The organism is Streptomyces sp. NPDC002463, from assembly GCF_042889835.1.
In the GTDB taxonomy this organism is placed as follows: domain Bacteria; phylum Actinomycetota; class Actinomycetes; order Streptomycetales; family Streptomycetaceae; genus Streptomyces; species Streptomyces nymphaeiformis.
In genome coordinates this window covers 1-13467 of sequence record NZ_JBIARL010000030.1, presented here as the reverse complement: position 1 = coordinate 13467, position 13467 = coordinate 1, and the positions used below count along the sequence as shown (strand labels likewise).

Genomic DNA, 13467 nt, shown 5'->3' with positions numbered 1-13467 from the left:
GTGGCCGGGGTCACCCCCCAAGGGGTCACCCTTCCCGGCGGCGCTGCTTCTCCTCGCGGACCCGGCGCAGCCGGTTGACGGTCACCGGGTCGTGGGCCAGGGCGCGGGGGTCGTCGAGGAGGGCGTTGAGGAGCTGGTAGTAGCGGGTCGGCGAGAGGCCGAGCCGCTCGCGGACGGCCCGCTCCTTGGCGCCGGGGCCGGGCCAGGAGCGGCGCTCGACGGCGAGGAGGGCCTGCTCGCGCTCCCCGAGGCCGCTCTCGCCGTCCACCGTCTCTTCGGTCATACGACCAACCTATTACTCGGCGTTCTCCGCCGCCGTCGCCGCCCGGCCGATCCGGCCGAGGACGTCGGCGGGCTTCCCGCCGGGGGTGACGGCCTTGCCGATGTTCTGCTTGACGTCCTCGCTGACCTTGGCCCAGGAGGTCTTGCCGACCGGCGGGAGCTGCGCGTCGGGGAGGACCTTGAGGAAGACGCGCAGGTTGGCGTGGGCGGGGTCGGTCTCCATGCGGGTGGAGGCGGTGACGGTGACCGGCAGGAGGTCGTTGTCGCCGGCGAACTTCAGGACGTTCTCGTCGCTGAAGACGAAGTTGAGGAAGTCGCCGATCTCCTTGCGGTGGCCGTTCTGCTTGAAGCCCATGATCCAGTCGGCGACACCCATGGAGGTCTTGGGCGTGCCGTCGGCGCCGGGGAGGGGGACCTGGCCGACCTGGACGCCCTTCTTCGCGGCCTCCTTGAGGAGCGAGGGGTGGCCGTTGAGCATGCCGACCTCGCCGCTCGCGAAGGCGGCGAAGGCGGCCTTGCGGTTGAGCTTGCCGGGGGCGACGGGGCCGGTGAGGTCCTTGCCGACGAGGTTCGTGCGGAGCCACTCGAAGGTGCGGATGTTGGCGTCGGAGTCGACGGCGTAGCGGTCGGCCGCGTCGGTCCAGCCGCCGCCTCCGCTGAGCAGCCACATGAGGGCCTCGGCCTGGGCCTCCTCGGGGCCGAGGGGCAGCGCGAAGGGAGTGGTGACGCCCTTGGCCTTGAGCTTCTCGGCGGCCTCGGCGAGCTCGTCCCAGGTGGTGGGGGCCTCGGCGCCGGCCTCCTTGAAGAGGTCCTTGTTGTAGAAGAGCGGCCGGGTGGAGGCGACGAACGGCATGCCGTACTGGGTGCGCTTGTACTCGCCGGCGGCGACGAGCGGGGCCAGGAAGTTGGCCTGGACGCGGATGGAGAGGAGCTCGTCGGCGGCGTAGAGCTGGCCGGCGGCCGCGTAGTCGGCGTAGGCGCCGATCTGGGCGATGTCGGGGGCCTGGCCGGCCTTGACCATCTCGGCGACCTTGCGGTCGACGTCGTCCCAGGAGACGACCTGGACCTCGACCTTGACGCCGGGGTGCTTCGCCTCGAAGGCGGCGACGAGGTCGGCCCAGTACTTCTTGGTGGTGTCGCCGCCGGTCAGGTCGTAGTCGGCGGCGACCAGCTTGAGGGTCACGTCGCCGGAGTCGCCGCCCAGGGTGCCGCAGCCGGCGACCGTGGCGGTCAGTCCGAGGGCGGCGGCGGCCGCGGTCAATCCAAGGAATCGTCGCCGCTCCACGGCTTCATCCACCTTTTGCTCGTCTTTGAGCTGTCGTTTCTTCAGAGTTTCCGCTGCATTGAGCTGCGTGTTTGCTCTTCTCAGGGCCGTAAGTCTGCCCCGGGCGCGGGCATGAGGTCTACACCACTTGGGTATCACTTCCGCAACTGCGACGGGACCATGGCTCCATGGCGGGCTTCGAATTTGTATCCGTACGCAACAATCCTCGGCAGTGGACTAGACCTTTTGGGTCCCCGCGGGACAGACTGTCCCCCGTGAGACACGTCATCGCCCTGGATGTGGGCGGCACCGGCATGAAGGCCGCCCTCGTCGGGGCGGACGGCACCCTGCTGCACGAGGCCCGCCGCGCCACCGGGCGCGAGCGCGGCCCCGAGGCCGTGGTGGAGACGATCCTCGGCTTCGCCGAAGAGCTCCGCGCCCTCGGCCAGGAGCGGTACGGAGAGCCCGCCGCGGCCGCCGGAGTCGCCGTCCCCGGCATCGTCGACGCCGAGAACGGCATCGCCGTCTACGCCGCCAACCTCGGCTGGCGCGACGTTCCCATGCGCGAACTCCTCAGCCGCCGGCTCGACGGCATCCCCGTCGCCCTCGGCCACGACGTCCGCACCGGCGGCCTCGCCGAAGGCCGTATCGGCGCGGGCAACGGCGCCGACCGCTTCCTCTTCGTGCCCCTCGGCACCGGCATCGCCGGAGCCATCGGCATCGGCGACCGCATCGAGGCCGGCGCCCACGGCTACGCCGGCGAGATCGGCCACATCGTCGTCCGCCCCGGCGGCACCGACTGCGGCTGCGGCCAGCGCGGCTGCCTGGAGCGGTACGCCTCCGCCTCCGCCGTCTCCCTCGCCTGGGCCGAGGCCAGCGGCGACCCCGACGCCGACGCCGCCGACTGCGCGAAGGCCGTCGAGTCCGGCGACGCCACGGCCGCAAGGGTCTGGCAGGACGCCGTCGACGCCCTCGCCGACGGCCTCGTCACCGCGCTCACCCTCCTGGACCCGCGCACCCTCATCATCGGTGGCGGGCTCGCCGAGGCCGGGGAAACCTTGTTCACACCACTCCGGGCCGCCGTGGAGGAACGCGTCACGTTCCAGAAGCTGCCCGCCATCGTCCCGGCGGCCCTCGGGGACACCGCCGGATGCCTGGGCGCGGGTCTCCTCGCCTGGGACCTTCTCGCCGCACAGCGCCCCACCGACTCGGAGGTTTCCGCCTGATGGCCGATCACAAGGTTCTCGCCGGCGCACACGTCGTGCTGCCCACCGGGACGGTCGAGAACGGACGCGTGATCGTCGCGGGCGACCGCATCGCGGGCAGCGCACCCGAGGGCGCCCCCGTCGTCGACCTGAGCGGCCACTGGCTCGTCCCCGGCTTCGTCGACCTGCACAACCACGGCGGCGGCGGCGCCTCCTTCACCTCCGGCACCGTCGACGAGGTCCTCAAGGGCGTCCACACCCACCGCCTGCACGGCACCACCACCGTCGTCGCCTCCTTCGTCACCGGCGACATGGACTTCCTCGGCCGGCGCGCCGGGCTGCTCTCCGAGCTCGCCGAGCAGGGCGAGATCGCCGGCCTCCACTTCGAGGGCCCGTTCATCTCCCCCTGCCGCAAGGGCGCGCACGACGAGACCCTGCTCCGCGACCCCGACCCGGCCGAGGTCCGCAAGCTGATCGACGCCGCGCGCGGCCAGGCCAAGATGGTCACCCTCGCCACCGAGCTGCCCGGCGGCATCGACTCCGTACGCCTCCTCGCCGAGCACGGCGTGATCGCCGCCATCGGCCACACCGACGCCACGTACGAGCAGACGCGGGCGGCCATCGACGCGGGCGCCACCGTCGCCACCCACCTCTACAACGCGATGCCCGCCCTCGGGCACCGCGCCCCCGGCCCGATCGCCGCTCTCCTGGAGGACGAGCGGATCACCGTCGAGCTCATCAACGACGGCACCCACCTCCACCCCGCCGCCCTGGAGCTCGCCTTCCACCACGCGGGCCCCGAGCGCGTCGCCTTCATCACCGACGCCATGGACGCCGCCGGCTTCGGCGACGGCCGCTACATGCTCGGCCCGCTGGCCGTCGAGGTGAAGGACAGCGTCGCCCGCCTCGTCGAGGGCGGCTCCATCGCCGGCTCCACCCTGACCCTGGACCGCGCCTTCAAGCGCGCGGCGACCGTCGACGGCCTCCCCGTCGAAGCGGTCGTCCAGGCCATCTCCGCCAACCCGGCCCGGCTGCTCGGCATGTACGACCGCGTCGGCTCCCTGGAGCCCGGCAAGGACGCCGACATCGTCGTCCTCGACGCCGGGTTCGAGCTCAAGGGCGTCATGCGCAAGGGCGAGTGGATCGTGGATCCGCTGGGGAACACGACCGCCTGATCAGGTGTCACTCGGGAGGGCGGTTGGCCGCGGGTCTGGGCCAACCGCCGTTCGTTTGGCATGATCGGTGCCCGTCGGAGCGTGTGTTCCGCAGGACTTCACAGGGAGTACGGGGGGTGGACAGGTCTTGATCGTCACGGTGACCCTCAACACGGCACTGGACCTGACCTACCGGGTCCCCGCCCTCACCCCGCACGCCTCCCACCGCGTCACGCAGGTCATCGAGCGGCCCGGCGGCAAGGGCCTCAACGTCGCCCGCGTCCTCGCCGCCCTCGGACACGAGACGGTCGCCACGGGCTTCGCGGGCGGCGCGACGGGCGCGACGCTGCGGGACCAGCTGGCGGCCACGCCCGTACGCGACGAACTCGTCGAGACCGCCGGGACCACCCGCCGCACGGTCGCCGTCGTCGACACCGCGAGCGGGGACACCACCCAGCTCAACGAACCGGGCCCGACCGTCACCGCCGCGGAATGGACCGCCTTCCGCGCCCGCTTCACCGAACTCCTCGACGGAGCACGGGCGGTCGCCCTCTGCGGCAGCCTCCCGCCGGGCATCCACGTCGGCGCGTACGCGGAACTCGTCCGCCTCGCCCGGACGGCCGGGGTCCCCGTCCTCCTGGACACCAGCGGCGAACCGCTGCGCCGCGGCATCGCCGCCCGCCCCGACCTGGTCAAGCCGAACGCCGACGAACTCGCCCAGCTGACCGGCGCCCGCGAACCCCACCGGGCCACCCGCGACGCCCGCCGCCGGGGCGCCCGCGCGGTCGTCTCCTCGCTCGGCCCCGAGGGCATGCTCGCCGCCACCCCCGAGGGCCTGTGGCGCGCGACCCCGCCCGCCGCGGTCAAGGGCAACCCCACGGGCGCGGGCGACTCGGCCGTCGCCGGCCTCCTCTCGGGCCTGGTCGACGACGCCCCCTGGCCCGAACGCCTCACCCGCGCGGTCGCCCTCTCGGCGGCGACGGTCCTCTCCCCGGTGGCCGGCGAATTCGACGCCCCGGCGTACGAGGAGCTGCTGACGCGGGTGACGGTGACGGAGGAGACCCCGTAGGACCTCCCGTCGGTCACCGGTGGGCTCAGGTACCGGTGTGTCCGGCCTCCAGGTAGACCTGGTCCAGGATCGCCTCGCAGGAGTCCCCCGCCTCGCAGGAGATCTTCAGCGCGTTGGAGCCCTTGTTGAGGTTCACGTAGGCGTACGTGTACGTCCAGCCCTTCTCCCAGTCGCCCTCGGCGGCCTTCGCGAAGTTGGACATGTTCACCTTGCGCGGCGCCTCGCCGTTGACCGTCAGGGACGTCTTGGCGTCCTTGCCGGGCACGCTGTACGTGATGCGGAGCGTGTACTCGCCGTCCTTCGGCACGTCGACCGACCAGCTCGCCGAGCTGCCCTCGCCGGTCAGGGTCACGTAGGCGCCGTTCGTGCCCTTCGCGCCCTTCACGCCGGTACCCGTCGTCGCCGAACCGCCCAGCGTCAGCGTCGCCGCGTCCTGCTTGGGGAGTTCCTCCGGGGTCTTCTCGGCGCTCGGTTCGGTGCTCGGCGCCTCGGAGACCTGGGAGGGGGCGGTCGTCGGCGTGCCGCCGCCGGCCTGGGGGTCCTTGTCGTTCTCGTTGCCCGTGTTGTTGATCAGGGCGACCGAGATGCCGATGACGACGACCGCGACGACCGCGATGGCGCCCGCCAGGATGCCCTTGGTGTTGGGGCCGCGGCCGGAGCCGCCGCCGCGCTGGGCCGGGATCGCCCGGGTCTGCGGCTGCGCGCCGTACGTCTCGGGCGCCGCGTACTGCGCCTGCGGCTGGCCGTAGGCGGCCTGCTGCTGCGGCGGCACGTACGGCTGCTGCTGGTGGCCGTACTTGCGCTCGCCGACGGTCCTGACCTGGTTGTACGAGGTCCGGGGCACACCCGGCTGAGCGGGGGCGGGACCGGGGTACCCGTAGCCGCCGCCCTGCGGGGGCTGGGCGCCCGCTGCCTGGCCGTCCGCGTACAGGTAGCCGAACGGATCTTCGTCCTCGGGCTTGTTCGCGCCGTCGTTACCGGCAGCCATCCGGGTCTTCCTCTCCATGCTCGCCAGCCGTCGCCGACCGGCCGAGCCTACCCCGAACGGGCGAGCGCGCGACTCAGCCGGCCCGCCGGTGGACCTTGGCTCGGGAACGCTTCTCCACGTACATCCGCTGGTCGGCGGAGTTCAGGACCTCTTCCACGGTCATCCCGCATTCGGCCCAGCCGATGCCGAAACTCGCCCCGACACGGACCGCACGACCGTCCACCCGGATCGGCGGGATGATCGCGTTGCGCAGGCGAACGGCCAGGTCGGCGGCGTCCGCGGCGCCGAGGCCGTCGGCGAGGACCACGAACTCGTCCCCGCCGAGCCGGGCGACCGTGTCGCCGTCCCGGACGCCGTTGGTGAGCCGGCGCGCGACCTCGATGAGCACGGCGTCGCCGGTGTGGTGCCCGAAGCGGTCGTTGATCGACTTGAAGCCGTCGAGGTCGCAGAAGAGGACCGCGAGCCCCTTGGTGCCGTCGTCGGTCTCGCCGCCGGTGGGCGCGACGATGTGGACGTGGTGGTCGTACGGCCCGGCGCCCGCCGGCTCGAAACCGAAGCCGTGCTCGTGCTCGTGCTCGTGGGCGTACGGCTGCGGCTCGTAGCCGGAGTCGTACGCGGGCTCGTAGGAGGGCTCGTAGGGGGGCTCGTACCCCCCGGCGCCGTGTCCCGTCCCGTAGCCGCCGTCCCGCTGGGAGTCGTACGCGCCGTACGCCGCCTCGTCCCCCGGCGCCGACGGCCGCTCGCACAGCCGGGCGGAGAGCCGGGAGCGGAGCTCGGCACTGTTGGGCAGGCCGGTGAGGGCGTCGTGCGAGGCGCGGTGGGCGAGCTGGAGCTCGTGCCGCTTGCGCTCCTCGATGTCCTCGACGTGGGTGAGGAGGAAGCGGGGGCCGTCGGCGGTGTCGGCGACGACGGAGTTGCGCAGGGAGACCCAGACGTACGTGCCGTCCCGGCGCCCGAGCCTCAGCTCGGCCCGGCCGCCCTCGGCGGAGGTGCGGAGCAGGGTCCCGATGTCCTCGGGGTGGACGAGGTCGGCGAAGGAGTACCGCCGCATGACGGAGGAGGGCCGGCCGAGGAGCCGACACAGGGCGTCGTTGGTACGGAGCAGCCGGCCGTGCTGGTCGCCGCCCATCTCGGCGATGGCCATGCCGGAGGGCGCGTACTCGAAGGCCTGCCGGAAGGACTCCTCGGAGGCGCGGAGGGCCTGCTGCTCGCGCTCCAGGCGGACCAGGGCGCGCTGCATGTTGGAGCGGAGGCGGGCGTTGCTGATGGCGATGGCCGACTGCGAGGCGTACATCTGGAGCGCTTCCTGGCCCCAGGGGCCGGGGTGCCGGCCGTTGCGCGGGCGGTCGACGGATATGACGCCGAGGAGCTCGCGGCCGGAGCCCGAGGCGTACATCGGGGCGTAGAGCCGGTCGTGCGGGTGCCACTCGTCCTCGAAGCGGGGCGCGGGCCCGTCGGTGTGCCACTGGGGGACGTCGTCCTCCATGAGGACCCAGCCCTCGGTGTGCGGGATGAACCGCAGGTCGCCCCAGGAGACGCCCATGGAGAGGCGGCGGTCCCAGGAGGTGCGGGAGCCGACGCGGCCGGTGATCAGGGCCTCCGCGGCGGAGCTTCCGGCGAAGGCGGCGACGACGAGGTCACCGTCGGGTCGGACGAGGTTGACGCAGGCCAGCTCGTAGTTGAGACCGGCGACCACGCCGTCGGCGACGGTCTGCAGGGTGTCCGCCAGGCTGCGGGCAGTGTTGAGGTCCGCCACGACCTGATGCAGCTGCCGCAGGGTCGAGAGACGGACGTAAGGCTCCGACTCGGTCTCCATCGCTCGCTCTCCCCGAGACCTCGACAGCAACTCCAGGGTTCTCATCGGCTTCGTACTGCACTGTCACCGCCACTGAATCACAGCGAGCTCCGCAGCCGGTACACAGGGTCAGCAAATACTGCCCTCTGTGACTCAAGTCACAGCAGGTCATGGCGGGTCCCGCTGACTGTCGTACCCGAGTGGCATATGACAGGGCCTAGGTCCGGCGGCCGTCACCGACTGGTCCCCCGGTCCGATGCGGGACGCGGACGGCCGCGGCTAGCGTGCGGGTGTGCTCCAGAAGACTCCCGCCTCTCCCCCCGTGTCCGACCTGGCCATCCCTCATGCTGAGGGAGTGAGCAACGACGAGTTCCGTGCGGCCATGGCCCGCCTCGCGGCGGGCGTGGTCCTGGTGACCGCGCACGACCCCGACGACGGCCCGCGCGGCGAGGACGTCGGCATGACGGCCACCGCCTTCGTGTCGGTCTCCCTCGACCCGCCCCTGGTCCTCGTCAGCCTCCGCAACGGCTCCCGCATGGACGACCTGCTCGCCGAGGTCCCCGTCTGGGCGGTGTCGATCCTCGCCGAGGACCAGCGGCACATCGCCGGGCGCTTCGCCATGAAGAACCGCGTCAGCGACCGGCTCCTCTTCGCCGACCTGCCGTACACGCGCGGCGAGGAGAGCGGCGCCCCGCTGATGGGCGGCGCGCTGTCGGTCCTGGAGTGCAGGACGGAGAGCCGGGTGGTGGCCGGTGACCACACGCTGGTGGTGGGCCGGGTCCTGACGGTCGGTCTCTCCTCGGGGGGCGGTGACCCCTTGACGTACTACCAGGGGAAGTACCGCCGGCTGGGCTGAAGCGCCTTACGGCTTCACGGCCCGCTCAGCTCCAGTCGCGGGACTGGCGGGTGCGCTTCGTCTCCGAGCGCTGCTTCTTCTCGCGCAGCCGCCGTTCGTTGATCCCGCGCGGGATCTTCGTCGGCCGGCGGGGCTTCGGCGGCGGGGCGGTCGCCTCGGCGAGGAGCGCGGCCAGGCGGACCGCCGCGGTCTCTCGGTTGCGCCACTGGGAGCGGTGCTCCGAGGCGCGGACCGTCACGACGCCGTTGACCAGGCGGGAGGCGAGCCGCTCCAGGGCGCGGGCCTTCCACACCTCGGGGAGCGCGTCGGTGGCCGCGAGGTCGAAGCGGAGCTCCACCTGCGAGTCGCTGGTGTTCACGTGCTGTCCGCCCGGCCCCGACGACCGCGAGAAACGCCACTGGAGCTCGGCCTCGGGGAGCGAGACGGAGCCGCGGATGGGATACGGACCGGACATGCCTTCCATGTTCCCCGGAGGGGGCCGTAGGAGTCATCCTGTTTTCGCTCGAAGAGCACAGCGCGCGGACCTCCTCCGGGAACCACACGGAGCGCGTACGCGTTTCTCCAGGCGACGACAGAACGATGAAAGGGACTTTCCATGGCTGTGAGCCTGTCCAAGGGCGGCAACGTCTCCCTGACCAAGGAGGCCCCGGGCCTCACCGCCGTCACCGTGGGCCTCGGCTGGGACGTCCGCACCACCACCGGCACCGACTTCGACCTCGACGCCTCCGCGATCGGCGTGGACGCCGCCGGACGGGTCGCCTCGGACGCCCACTTCGTCTTCTTCAACAACAAGTCGACGCCGGACCAGACCATCGTGCACACCGGTGACAACCGCACCGGCGAGGGCGGCGGCGACGACGAGCAGATCAACGTCAACCTGGCGGCCCTCCCGGCCAACGTCGACAAGATCGTCTTCCCGGTCTCCATCTACGACGCGGTCTCCCGCTCGCAGAACTTCGGCCAGGTGCGCAACGCGTACATCCGCATCGTGAACCAGGCCGGCGGCGCCGAGATCGCCCGCTACGACCTCTCCGAGGACGCCGCCGTCGAGACGGCCATGATCTTCGGCGAGCTGTACCGCAACGGCGCCGAGTGGAAGTTCCGCGCCGTGGGCCAGGGCTACGCCTCGGGCCTCGAGGGCATCGCCCGCGACTTCGGCGTCAACATCTGACGGAAGTCTCCGGCAGGGCCCCGGCGTGACGTCACGCCGGGGCCCTACCCTTTGCCGCGTGATCGTCGAAGCCCTCCCGCACACGGAAGCGCACGCCCTCCCCGGGCCGCTGCTCACCGAGCTCACCGCGCTGTACGCGTCGAACGAGGAGTTCCAGCAGCTCAGCGGCGACTTCCCGGACCCCGACGACATCCGGCCCGAGCAGGTCGCCGCCGCCCTCGCCGACGAGCTCGCGCAGCCGACGGCCGAGGTGCTGGTCGCCCGCGCGGAGGGCCGGCTCGTCGCCGTCGCCATCACGCTCGGCCGCCACCCCGACCCGGCGCAGACCGACCCGTGGCTCGGTCTGTTGATGGTCCACGCGGACGCCCAGCGCGCCGGGTACGGCCGCCGGCTCGCCGCGTACGTCGAGACCGGCTTCCGCGCCGAGGGCCGCACCGGGCTGCGGCTCGCCGTCCTGGAGAACAACCCGAAGGCGCTGGCCTTCTGGACCTCGCTCCGTTACGAGGAGATCGACCGCCGCCCTGACCTCGCGCACGGCCGCCCGTGCATCGTGATGCGCAAGAGCCTGGCGGACTAGGGGGCTTGTCCGGCCCGGGGTCAGAACGCCCAGGCCGGGGCGTTCGCGATCCTCAGGAGCTCGGCCGTGGGCACGGCGGGCTCCGTGCGGGACGTGCCGTGCGCCGGCCACTGCTGCAGGGTGACCGTCCGCCCGTCCTGACGCAGCACCCGCACGTACCAGGACGTCCGGCCCTTGCCGTCGGCGCCCACGGTGACCACCTCCGCCCGTGCGCCGTCGGCCAGGCGGACCACCTCGCAGCGGTCACCCGCCGCGCCGGCCGCCGGGGCGGGCGCGCCGGGACGGGGCGACACCTTCGGCATCGCGATGTGGGCGCACAGCGGCACGTCCGGCTCCTTGGCGGTGTACCCGGCGCCGCCCACGAACTCCACCGGGCCGGTGCCGCCGTCCCACTGGACGCGGTAGGTGCGGCCGGGGAAGTCGCCTTCGCGGGTGGTGGCCCTGCCGGCGGGGAGGAGGCCGACGAGGGTGTCGGCAAGCCGCTCGCTCGTCCACGCGGTCCGGTGGTCGGTTCCCGGCCCGAATCCGTCGGGCCGCAGCGGCTGGGCCGCGGTCTCGGCCGCCGCGGGGACGAGGGGGCCGACGAGCGGGTCGGCGGCCCGTGCCGGGTCCGGGCGGCCGTCCGGTGCGGTACCGGCTCCGGTCAGGGCCAGGGCGAACACCGCCGCAGCGGCGGTCACGCCCGTCGCGGCGAACGCCCCCTGTCGGCGCAGCCGGCGACGCCGGCCGGCGGTGACCAGCTCGTCGACGCCGACGTGCAGGGGCGGTTCGTCGGCGAGACCGGCCCGCAGCAGGGACTTCATGTCGTGGTCGTTCATCGGATGGTGGCCTTCCTTCGAGTCTGTTCGGCAGGCTGGGTGGACGTGCCGGGTTCTCCGAACGCCTCGGAGCCCTGCTCGTCGCCCAGGAGACGTCGCAGTCGGGCGAGCGCACGCGCGGTGTGGCTCTTGACCGTGCCGGAGGTGCAGCCCAGGGCCGCGGCCGTCGCGGGGATGTCCAGATCGGCCCAGTAGCGCAGCACGACCACCGCACGCTGGCGCGGCGGGAGTTCCTCCAGCGCGGCGCGCACCTGGAGCCCGAGTGCCTGGTCGGCCGCGTGCTCGGCGCGGTCGGGCAGCTCGGATGCGGGCTGCTCACGGCGCCAGCGCCGCCGCATGTGGTCGATGCAGGCCCGGGTCAGCACCCGGTGGGCGTACGCCTCCAGATTCCGTATCCTGCGCCGCCCGCCCCAGACCGCGTACAGCTTCGTCAGCGCCGTCTGCGTGATGTCCTCGGCGTGGTGCCAGTCACCGCACATCAGGTAGGCGGTGCGCCGCAGGTGCGGCAGGCGCGCCTCGGCGAAGCCGCGGAATTCCTCCAGGTCCCCGGTACGCAATGGGTGCCCCTCCGTTCGTCTCTGACCCATGCGACGGAGCGGGTGGTGCGCGGGGATGTCACGGGGGGACGGTCTTTTTCGCGGGGCGCCGCGAGACCGTTTCCAGGGTTTGTCCGGCTTCCGGGGCTCGGCGGGCTCCTAGGGCTTGGCGGGCTTCCCGTCGCCGTACAGCCAGACGGCCCACAGCGCTCCGAGGTCACGGCCCGCCACGCTCTCCGCGTAGGCGGTGAAGTCGTCCGTGGAGGCGTTGGCATGGCGGTACTTGGCGGCCCAGCCGCGCAGGATCTCGTCGAAGACGCGGTCGCCGACCGTCTCGCGCAGCTTGTGCAGGACCATCGCGCCCCGTTGGTACACGGGCGGGTCGAACAGGTTGTCCGCGGTGGGCGGGGCGGCCGGCGGGAAGGCCCAGTTGGCGTCCTGGGCGAAGGCCCGCTCGAAGTGGGTGCGGGCGGGCACGTGTTCGTACTCCTCGTCGTACAGCCACTCGGCGTACGTGGCGAAGCCCTCGTTCAGCCAGATGTCCCGCCAGCTCGCGAGCGTGACCGAGTCGCCGAACCACTGGTGGGCCTGCTCGTGGACGAGGGTCGTGCGGTCGAAGGAGCCGGCCGGGAAGACGGGCCGGGTCTGGGTCTCCAGGGCGTAGCCGAGGGTCCCGTCCTTGGTGACGAGGGCGCCGGCGGCGGAGAAGGGGTACGGGCCGAACCGCTTCGCCTGGCGGGCGAGGATCCCGGGGACCTCGCCCCGCAGCGCGGCGCTGCCGGCCGCGACGGGGGCCTCGGCGGCGGTGAGGACGGGCACGGTGCCGAGGGCGGTGGCGGTCGCCGTCTCGTAGTGGCCGACGGCGACGGTCGCGAGGTAGCTCGCCATGGGTTCGGCCGTGTGCCAGACCGTGGTGACGCGTCCGTCCGGCTCGGTCCTGGTCGCGGTCCTGACGCCGTTGGAGAGGCCGTCGAGGCCGGCGGGGAGGGTGAGCGTGAGGTCGTAGGCCGCCTTGTCGGAGGGGTGGTGGTTGCCGGGGAACCAGGTCATGGAACCGGCCGGTTCGCCGACGGCGACCGCGCCGTCGGCCGTGCGGAGCCAGCCCTCCTTGGAGCCGTCGGCGTCCGTGAGCGGCTCGGGCACGCCCGTGTAGGTGACGGTGGTCCGGAACTCCTTCCCCTCGGGGATGTCGTCGCGCGGGCGGAGGGTGAGCTCGTTCCCGGCGCGGTTGTACGCGGCGGGGGCGCCGTCGACGGTGGCGCGGCGCACGGTGAGGCCGGCGAGGTCGAGGTTGAAGGCGCTGAGGTCCTGGGTGGCGCGGGCGGTGATCTCGGCGGTGCCGTCGAGGCGGCCGGAGGCGGGGTCGTAGGCGAGGGTCAGGCCGTAGTGGCCGACGTCGTAGCCGCCGTTGCCGAGCTTCGGGAACAACGGGTCGCGCAGCCCAGCGGCTCCGGGGGTGCCGCGGACGCCGCCGACCCCGGTGCAGCCGCCCGCGAGCAGCGCGAGGGACGTGAGGGCCGCGGCGAGGGCGGCGATTCCGGTCCGGCTGCGCTGTGACACGTACCGATCCTAAAAGGTCAAATACGGAAAAGGTCACAACGGAAAAGGCGGTGGCGCCCGGCGGGGGATCCGGGCGCCACCACCAGCTGGGGGCGTTACTTCGCGAGGGAGGCGACGCCGGCCTGGGCGAACTTCTCGTCGAGGTCGCCGGACGGGGCGCCGGCGACGCCGATGCCCGCGATCGGGGCGCCC

Annotated in this window: 14 protein-coding genes and 1 pseudogene; 6 read left to right on the top strand and 9 right to left on the bottom strand. The window is 72.8% G+C overall.

The annotated features are described in order from the left end of the window. Positions 1 to 25: 25 nt before the first annotated feature. Together ACFYX3_RS37950 and ACFYX3_RS37945 are read right to left on the bottom strand one after the other, a co-directional pair. Positions 26 to 283, bottom strand: a complete 258-nt coding sequence (locus ACFYX3_RS37950; protein ID WP_376592775.1) for a DUF3263 domain-containing protein — start codon at positions 281 to 283, stop codon at positions 26 to 28. A gap of 12 nt (positions 284 to 295) precedes the next feature. Next, entirely contained in the window at positions 296 to 1579 is a 1284-nt protein-coding gene (locus tag ACFYX3_RS37945; protein ID WP_389023950.1) for an extracellular solute-binding protein, read from the bottom strand. A gap of 242 nt (positions 1580 to 1821) precedes the next feature. Between ACFYX3_RS37945 and ACFYX3_RS37940 the strand changes: the two genes are divergently transcribed. The 3 genes from ACFYX3_RS37940 to ACFYX3_RS37930 all read left to right on the top strand — a co-directional run bounded on the left by ACFYX3_RS37940 (position 1822) and on the right by ACFYX3_RS37930 (position 4974). Continuing rightward, positions 1822 to 2772, top strand: a complete 951-nt coding sequence (locus ACFYX3_RS37940; RefSeq protein ID WP_389023947.1) for an ROK family protein — start codon at positions 1822 to 1824, stop codon at positions 2770 to 2772. Next, on the top strand, positions 2772 to 3926 hold the full coding sequence (gene nagA / locus ACFYX3_RS37935; protein WP_389023945.1) for an N-acetylglucosamine-6-phosphate deacetylase: 1155 nt from the start codon (positions 2772 to 2774) through the stop codon (positions 3924 to 3926). Before ACFYX3_RS37940 ends, nagA begins: the two co-directional genes overlap by 1 nt. 127 nt (positions 3927 to 4053) lie before the next feature. Beyond that, positions 4054 to 4974, top strand: a complete 921-nt coding sequence (locus ACFYX3_RS37930) for a 1-phosphofructokinase family hexose kinase (RefSeq protein ID WP_389023942.1) — start codon at positions 4054 to 4056, stop codon at positions 4972 to 4974. Positions 4975 to 4999: 25 nt separating this feature from the next. Here the strand turns inward: ACFYX3_RS37930 and ACFYX3_RS37925 are convergent, their stop codons facing one another. Both ACFYX3_RS37925 and cdgB read right to left on the bottom strand, forming a co-directional pair. Continuing rightward, positions 5000 to 5962, bottom strand: a complete 963-nt coding sequence (locus ACFYX3_RS37925) for a CBM35 domain-containing protein (protein ID WP_389023939.1) — start codon at positions 5960 to 5962, stop codon at positions 5000 to 5002. Positions 5963 to 6035: 73 nt separating this feature from the next. After that, on the bottom strand, positions 6036 to 7778 hold the full coding sequence (gene cdgB, locus ACFYX3_RS37920) for a diguanylate cyclase CdgB (protein WP_389023935.1): 1743 nt from the start codon (positions 7776 to 7778) through the stop codon (positions 6036 to 6038). A 271-nt stretch (positions 7779 to 8049) separates the two neighbouring features. Between cdgB and ACFYX3_RS37915 the strand changes: the two genes are divergently transcribed. Next, entirely contained in the window at positions 8050 to 8613 is a 564-nt protein-coding gene (locus tag ACFYX3_RS37915; protein ID WP_376592790.1) for a flavin reductase family protein, read from the top strand. 25 nt (positions 8614 to 8638) lie between these two features. Here the strand turns inward: ACFYX3_RS37915 and arfB are convergent, their stop codons facing one another. Next, positions 8639 to 9076 carry an alternative ribosome rescue aminoacyl-tRNA hydrolase ArfB gene (arfB, locus tag ACFYX3_RS37910; protein ID WP_078908429.1) on the bottom strand — a complete coding sequence of 146 codons (438 nt, stop codon included), beginning with the start codon at positions 9074 to 9076 and terminating at the stop codon, positions 8639 to 8641. A 132-nt stretch (positions 9077 to 9208) separates the two neighbouring features. On the opposite strand from arfB, the gene ACFYX3_RS37905 reads away from it, so the two are divergent. Next, positions 9209 to 9784, top strand: a complete 576-nt coding sequence (locus ACFYX3_RS37905; RefSeq protein ID WP_389023930.1) for a TerD family protein — start codon at positions 9209 to 9211, stop codon at positions 9782 to 9784. Between the two features lie 58 nt (positions 9785 to 9842). After that, on the top strand, positions 9843 to 10361 hold the full coding sequence (locus ACFYX3_RS37900; protein WP_389023926.1) for a GNAT family N-acetyltransferase: 519 nt from the start codon (positions 9843 to 9845) through the stop codon (positions 10359 to 10361). Positions 10362 to 10381: 20 nt separating this feature from the next. Here ACFYX3_RS37900 and ACFYX3_RS37895 read toward each other — a convergent pair whose 3' ends face one another. The 4 genes and pseudogenes from ACFYX3_RS37895 to ACFYX3_RS37880 all read right to left on the bottom strand — a co-directional run. Continuing rightward, on the bottom strand, positions 10382 to 11179 hold the full coding sequence (locus tag ACFYX3_RS37895) for a hypothetical protein (RefSeq protein ID WP_389023923.1): 798 nt from the start codon (positions 11177 to 11179) through the stop codon (positions 10382 to 10384). Beyond that, positions 11176 to 11736, bottom strand: a complete 561-nt coding sequence (locus ACFYX3_RS37890) for a SigE family RNA polymerase sigma factor (RefSeq protein ID WP_389023920.1) — start codon at positions 11734 to 11736, stop codon at positions 11176 to 11178. The genes ACFYX3_RS37895 and ACFYX3_RS37890 overlap by 4 nt, the downstream gene beginning before the upstream one ends. Before the next feature lie 138 nt (positions 11737 to 11874). Beyond that, positions 11875 to 13275, bottom strand: coding sequence for a M1 family metallopeptidase (locus ACFYX3_RS37885; protein ID WP_389023916.1), 1401 nt, complete (start codon positions 13273 to 13275; stop codon positions 11875 to 11877). 95 nt (positions 13276 to 13370) lie between these two features. Further along, positions 13371 to 13467, bottom strand: a pseudogene (locus ACFYX3_RS37880) (heme-binding protein); the annotation flags it as partial.

Excerpts from the sequence above, each read along its gene's own strand:
- cdgB (WP_389023935.1), bottom strand. The coding sequence starts at position 7,778 with ATGGAGACCGAGTCGGAGCCTTACGTCCGTCTCTCGACCCTGCGGCAG.
- nagA (WP_389023945.1), top strand. The coding sequence starts at position 2,772 with ATGGCCGATCACAAGGTTCTCGCCGGCGCACACGTCGTGCTGCCCACC.
- ACFYX3_RS37925 (WP_389023939.1), bottom strand. The coding sequence starts at position 5,962 with ATGGCTGCCGGTAACGACGGCGCGAACAAGCCCGAGGACGAAGATCCG.
- arfB (WP_078908429.1), bottom strand. The coding sequence starts at position 9,076 with ATGGAAGGCATGTCCGGTCCGTATCCCATCCGCGGCTCCGTCTCGCTC.
- ACFYX3_RS37950 (WP_376592775.1), bottom strand. The coding sequence starts at position 283 with ATGACCGAAGAGACGGTGGACGGCGAGAGCGGCCTCGGGGAGCGCGAG.
- ACFYX3_RS37905 (WP_389023930.1), top strand. The coding sequence starts at position 9,209 with ATGGCTGTGAGCCTGTCCAAGGGCGGCAACGTCTCCCTGACCAAGGAG.
- ACFYX3_RS37895 (WP_389023923.1), bottom strand. The coding sequence starts at position 11,179 with ATGAACGACCACGACATGAAGTCCCTGCTGCGGGCCGGTCTCGCCGAC.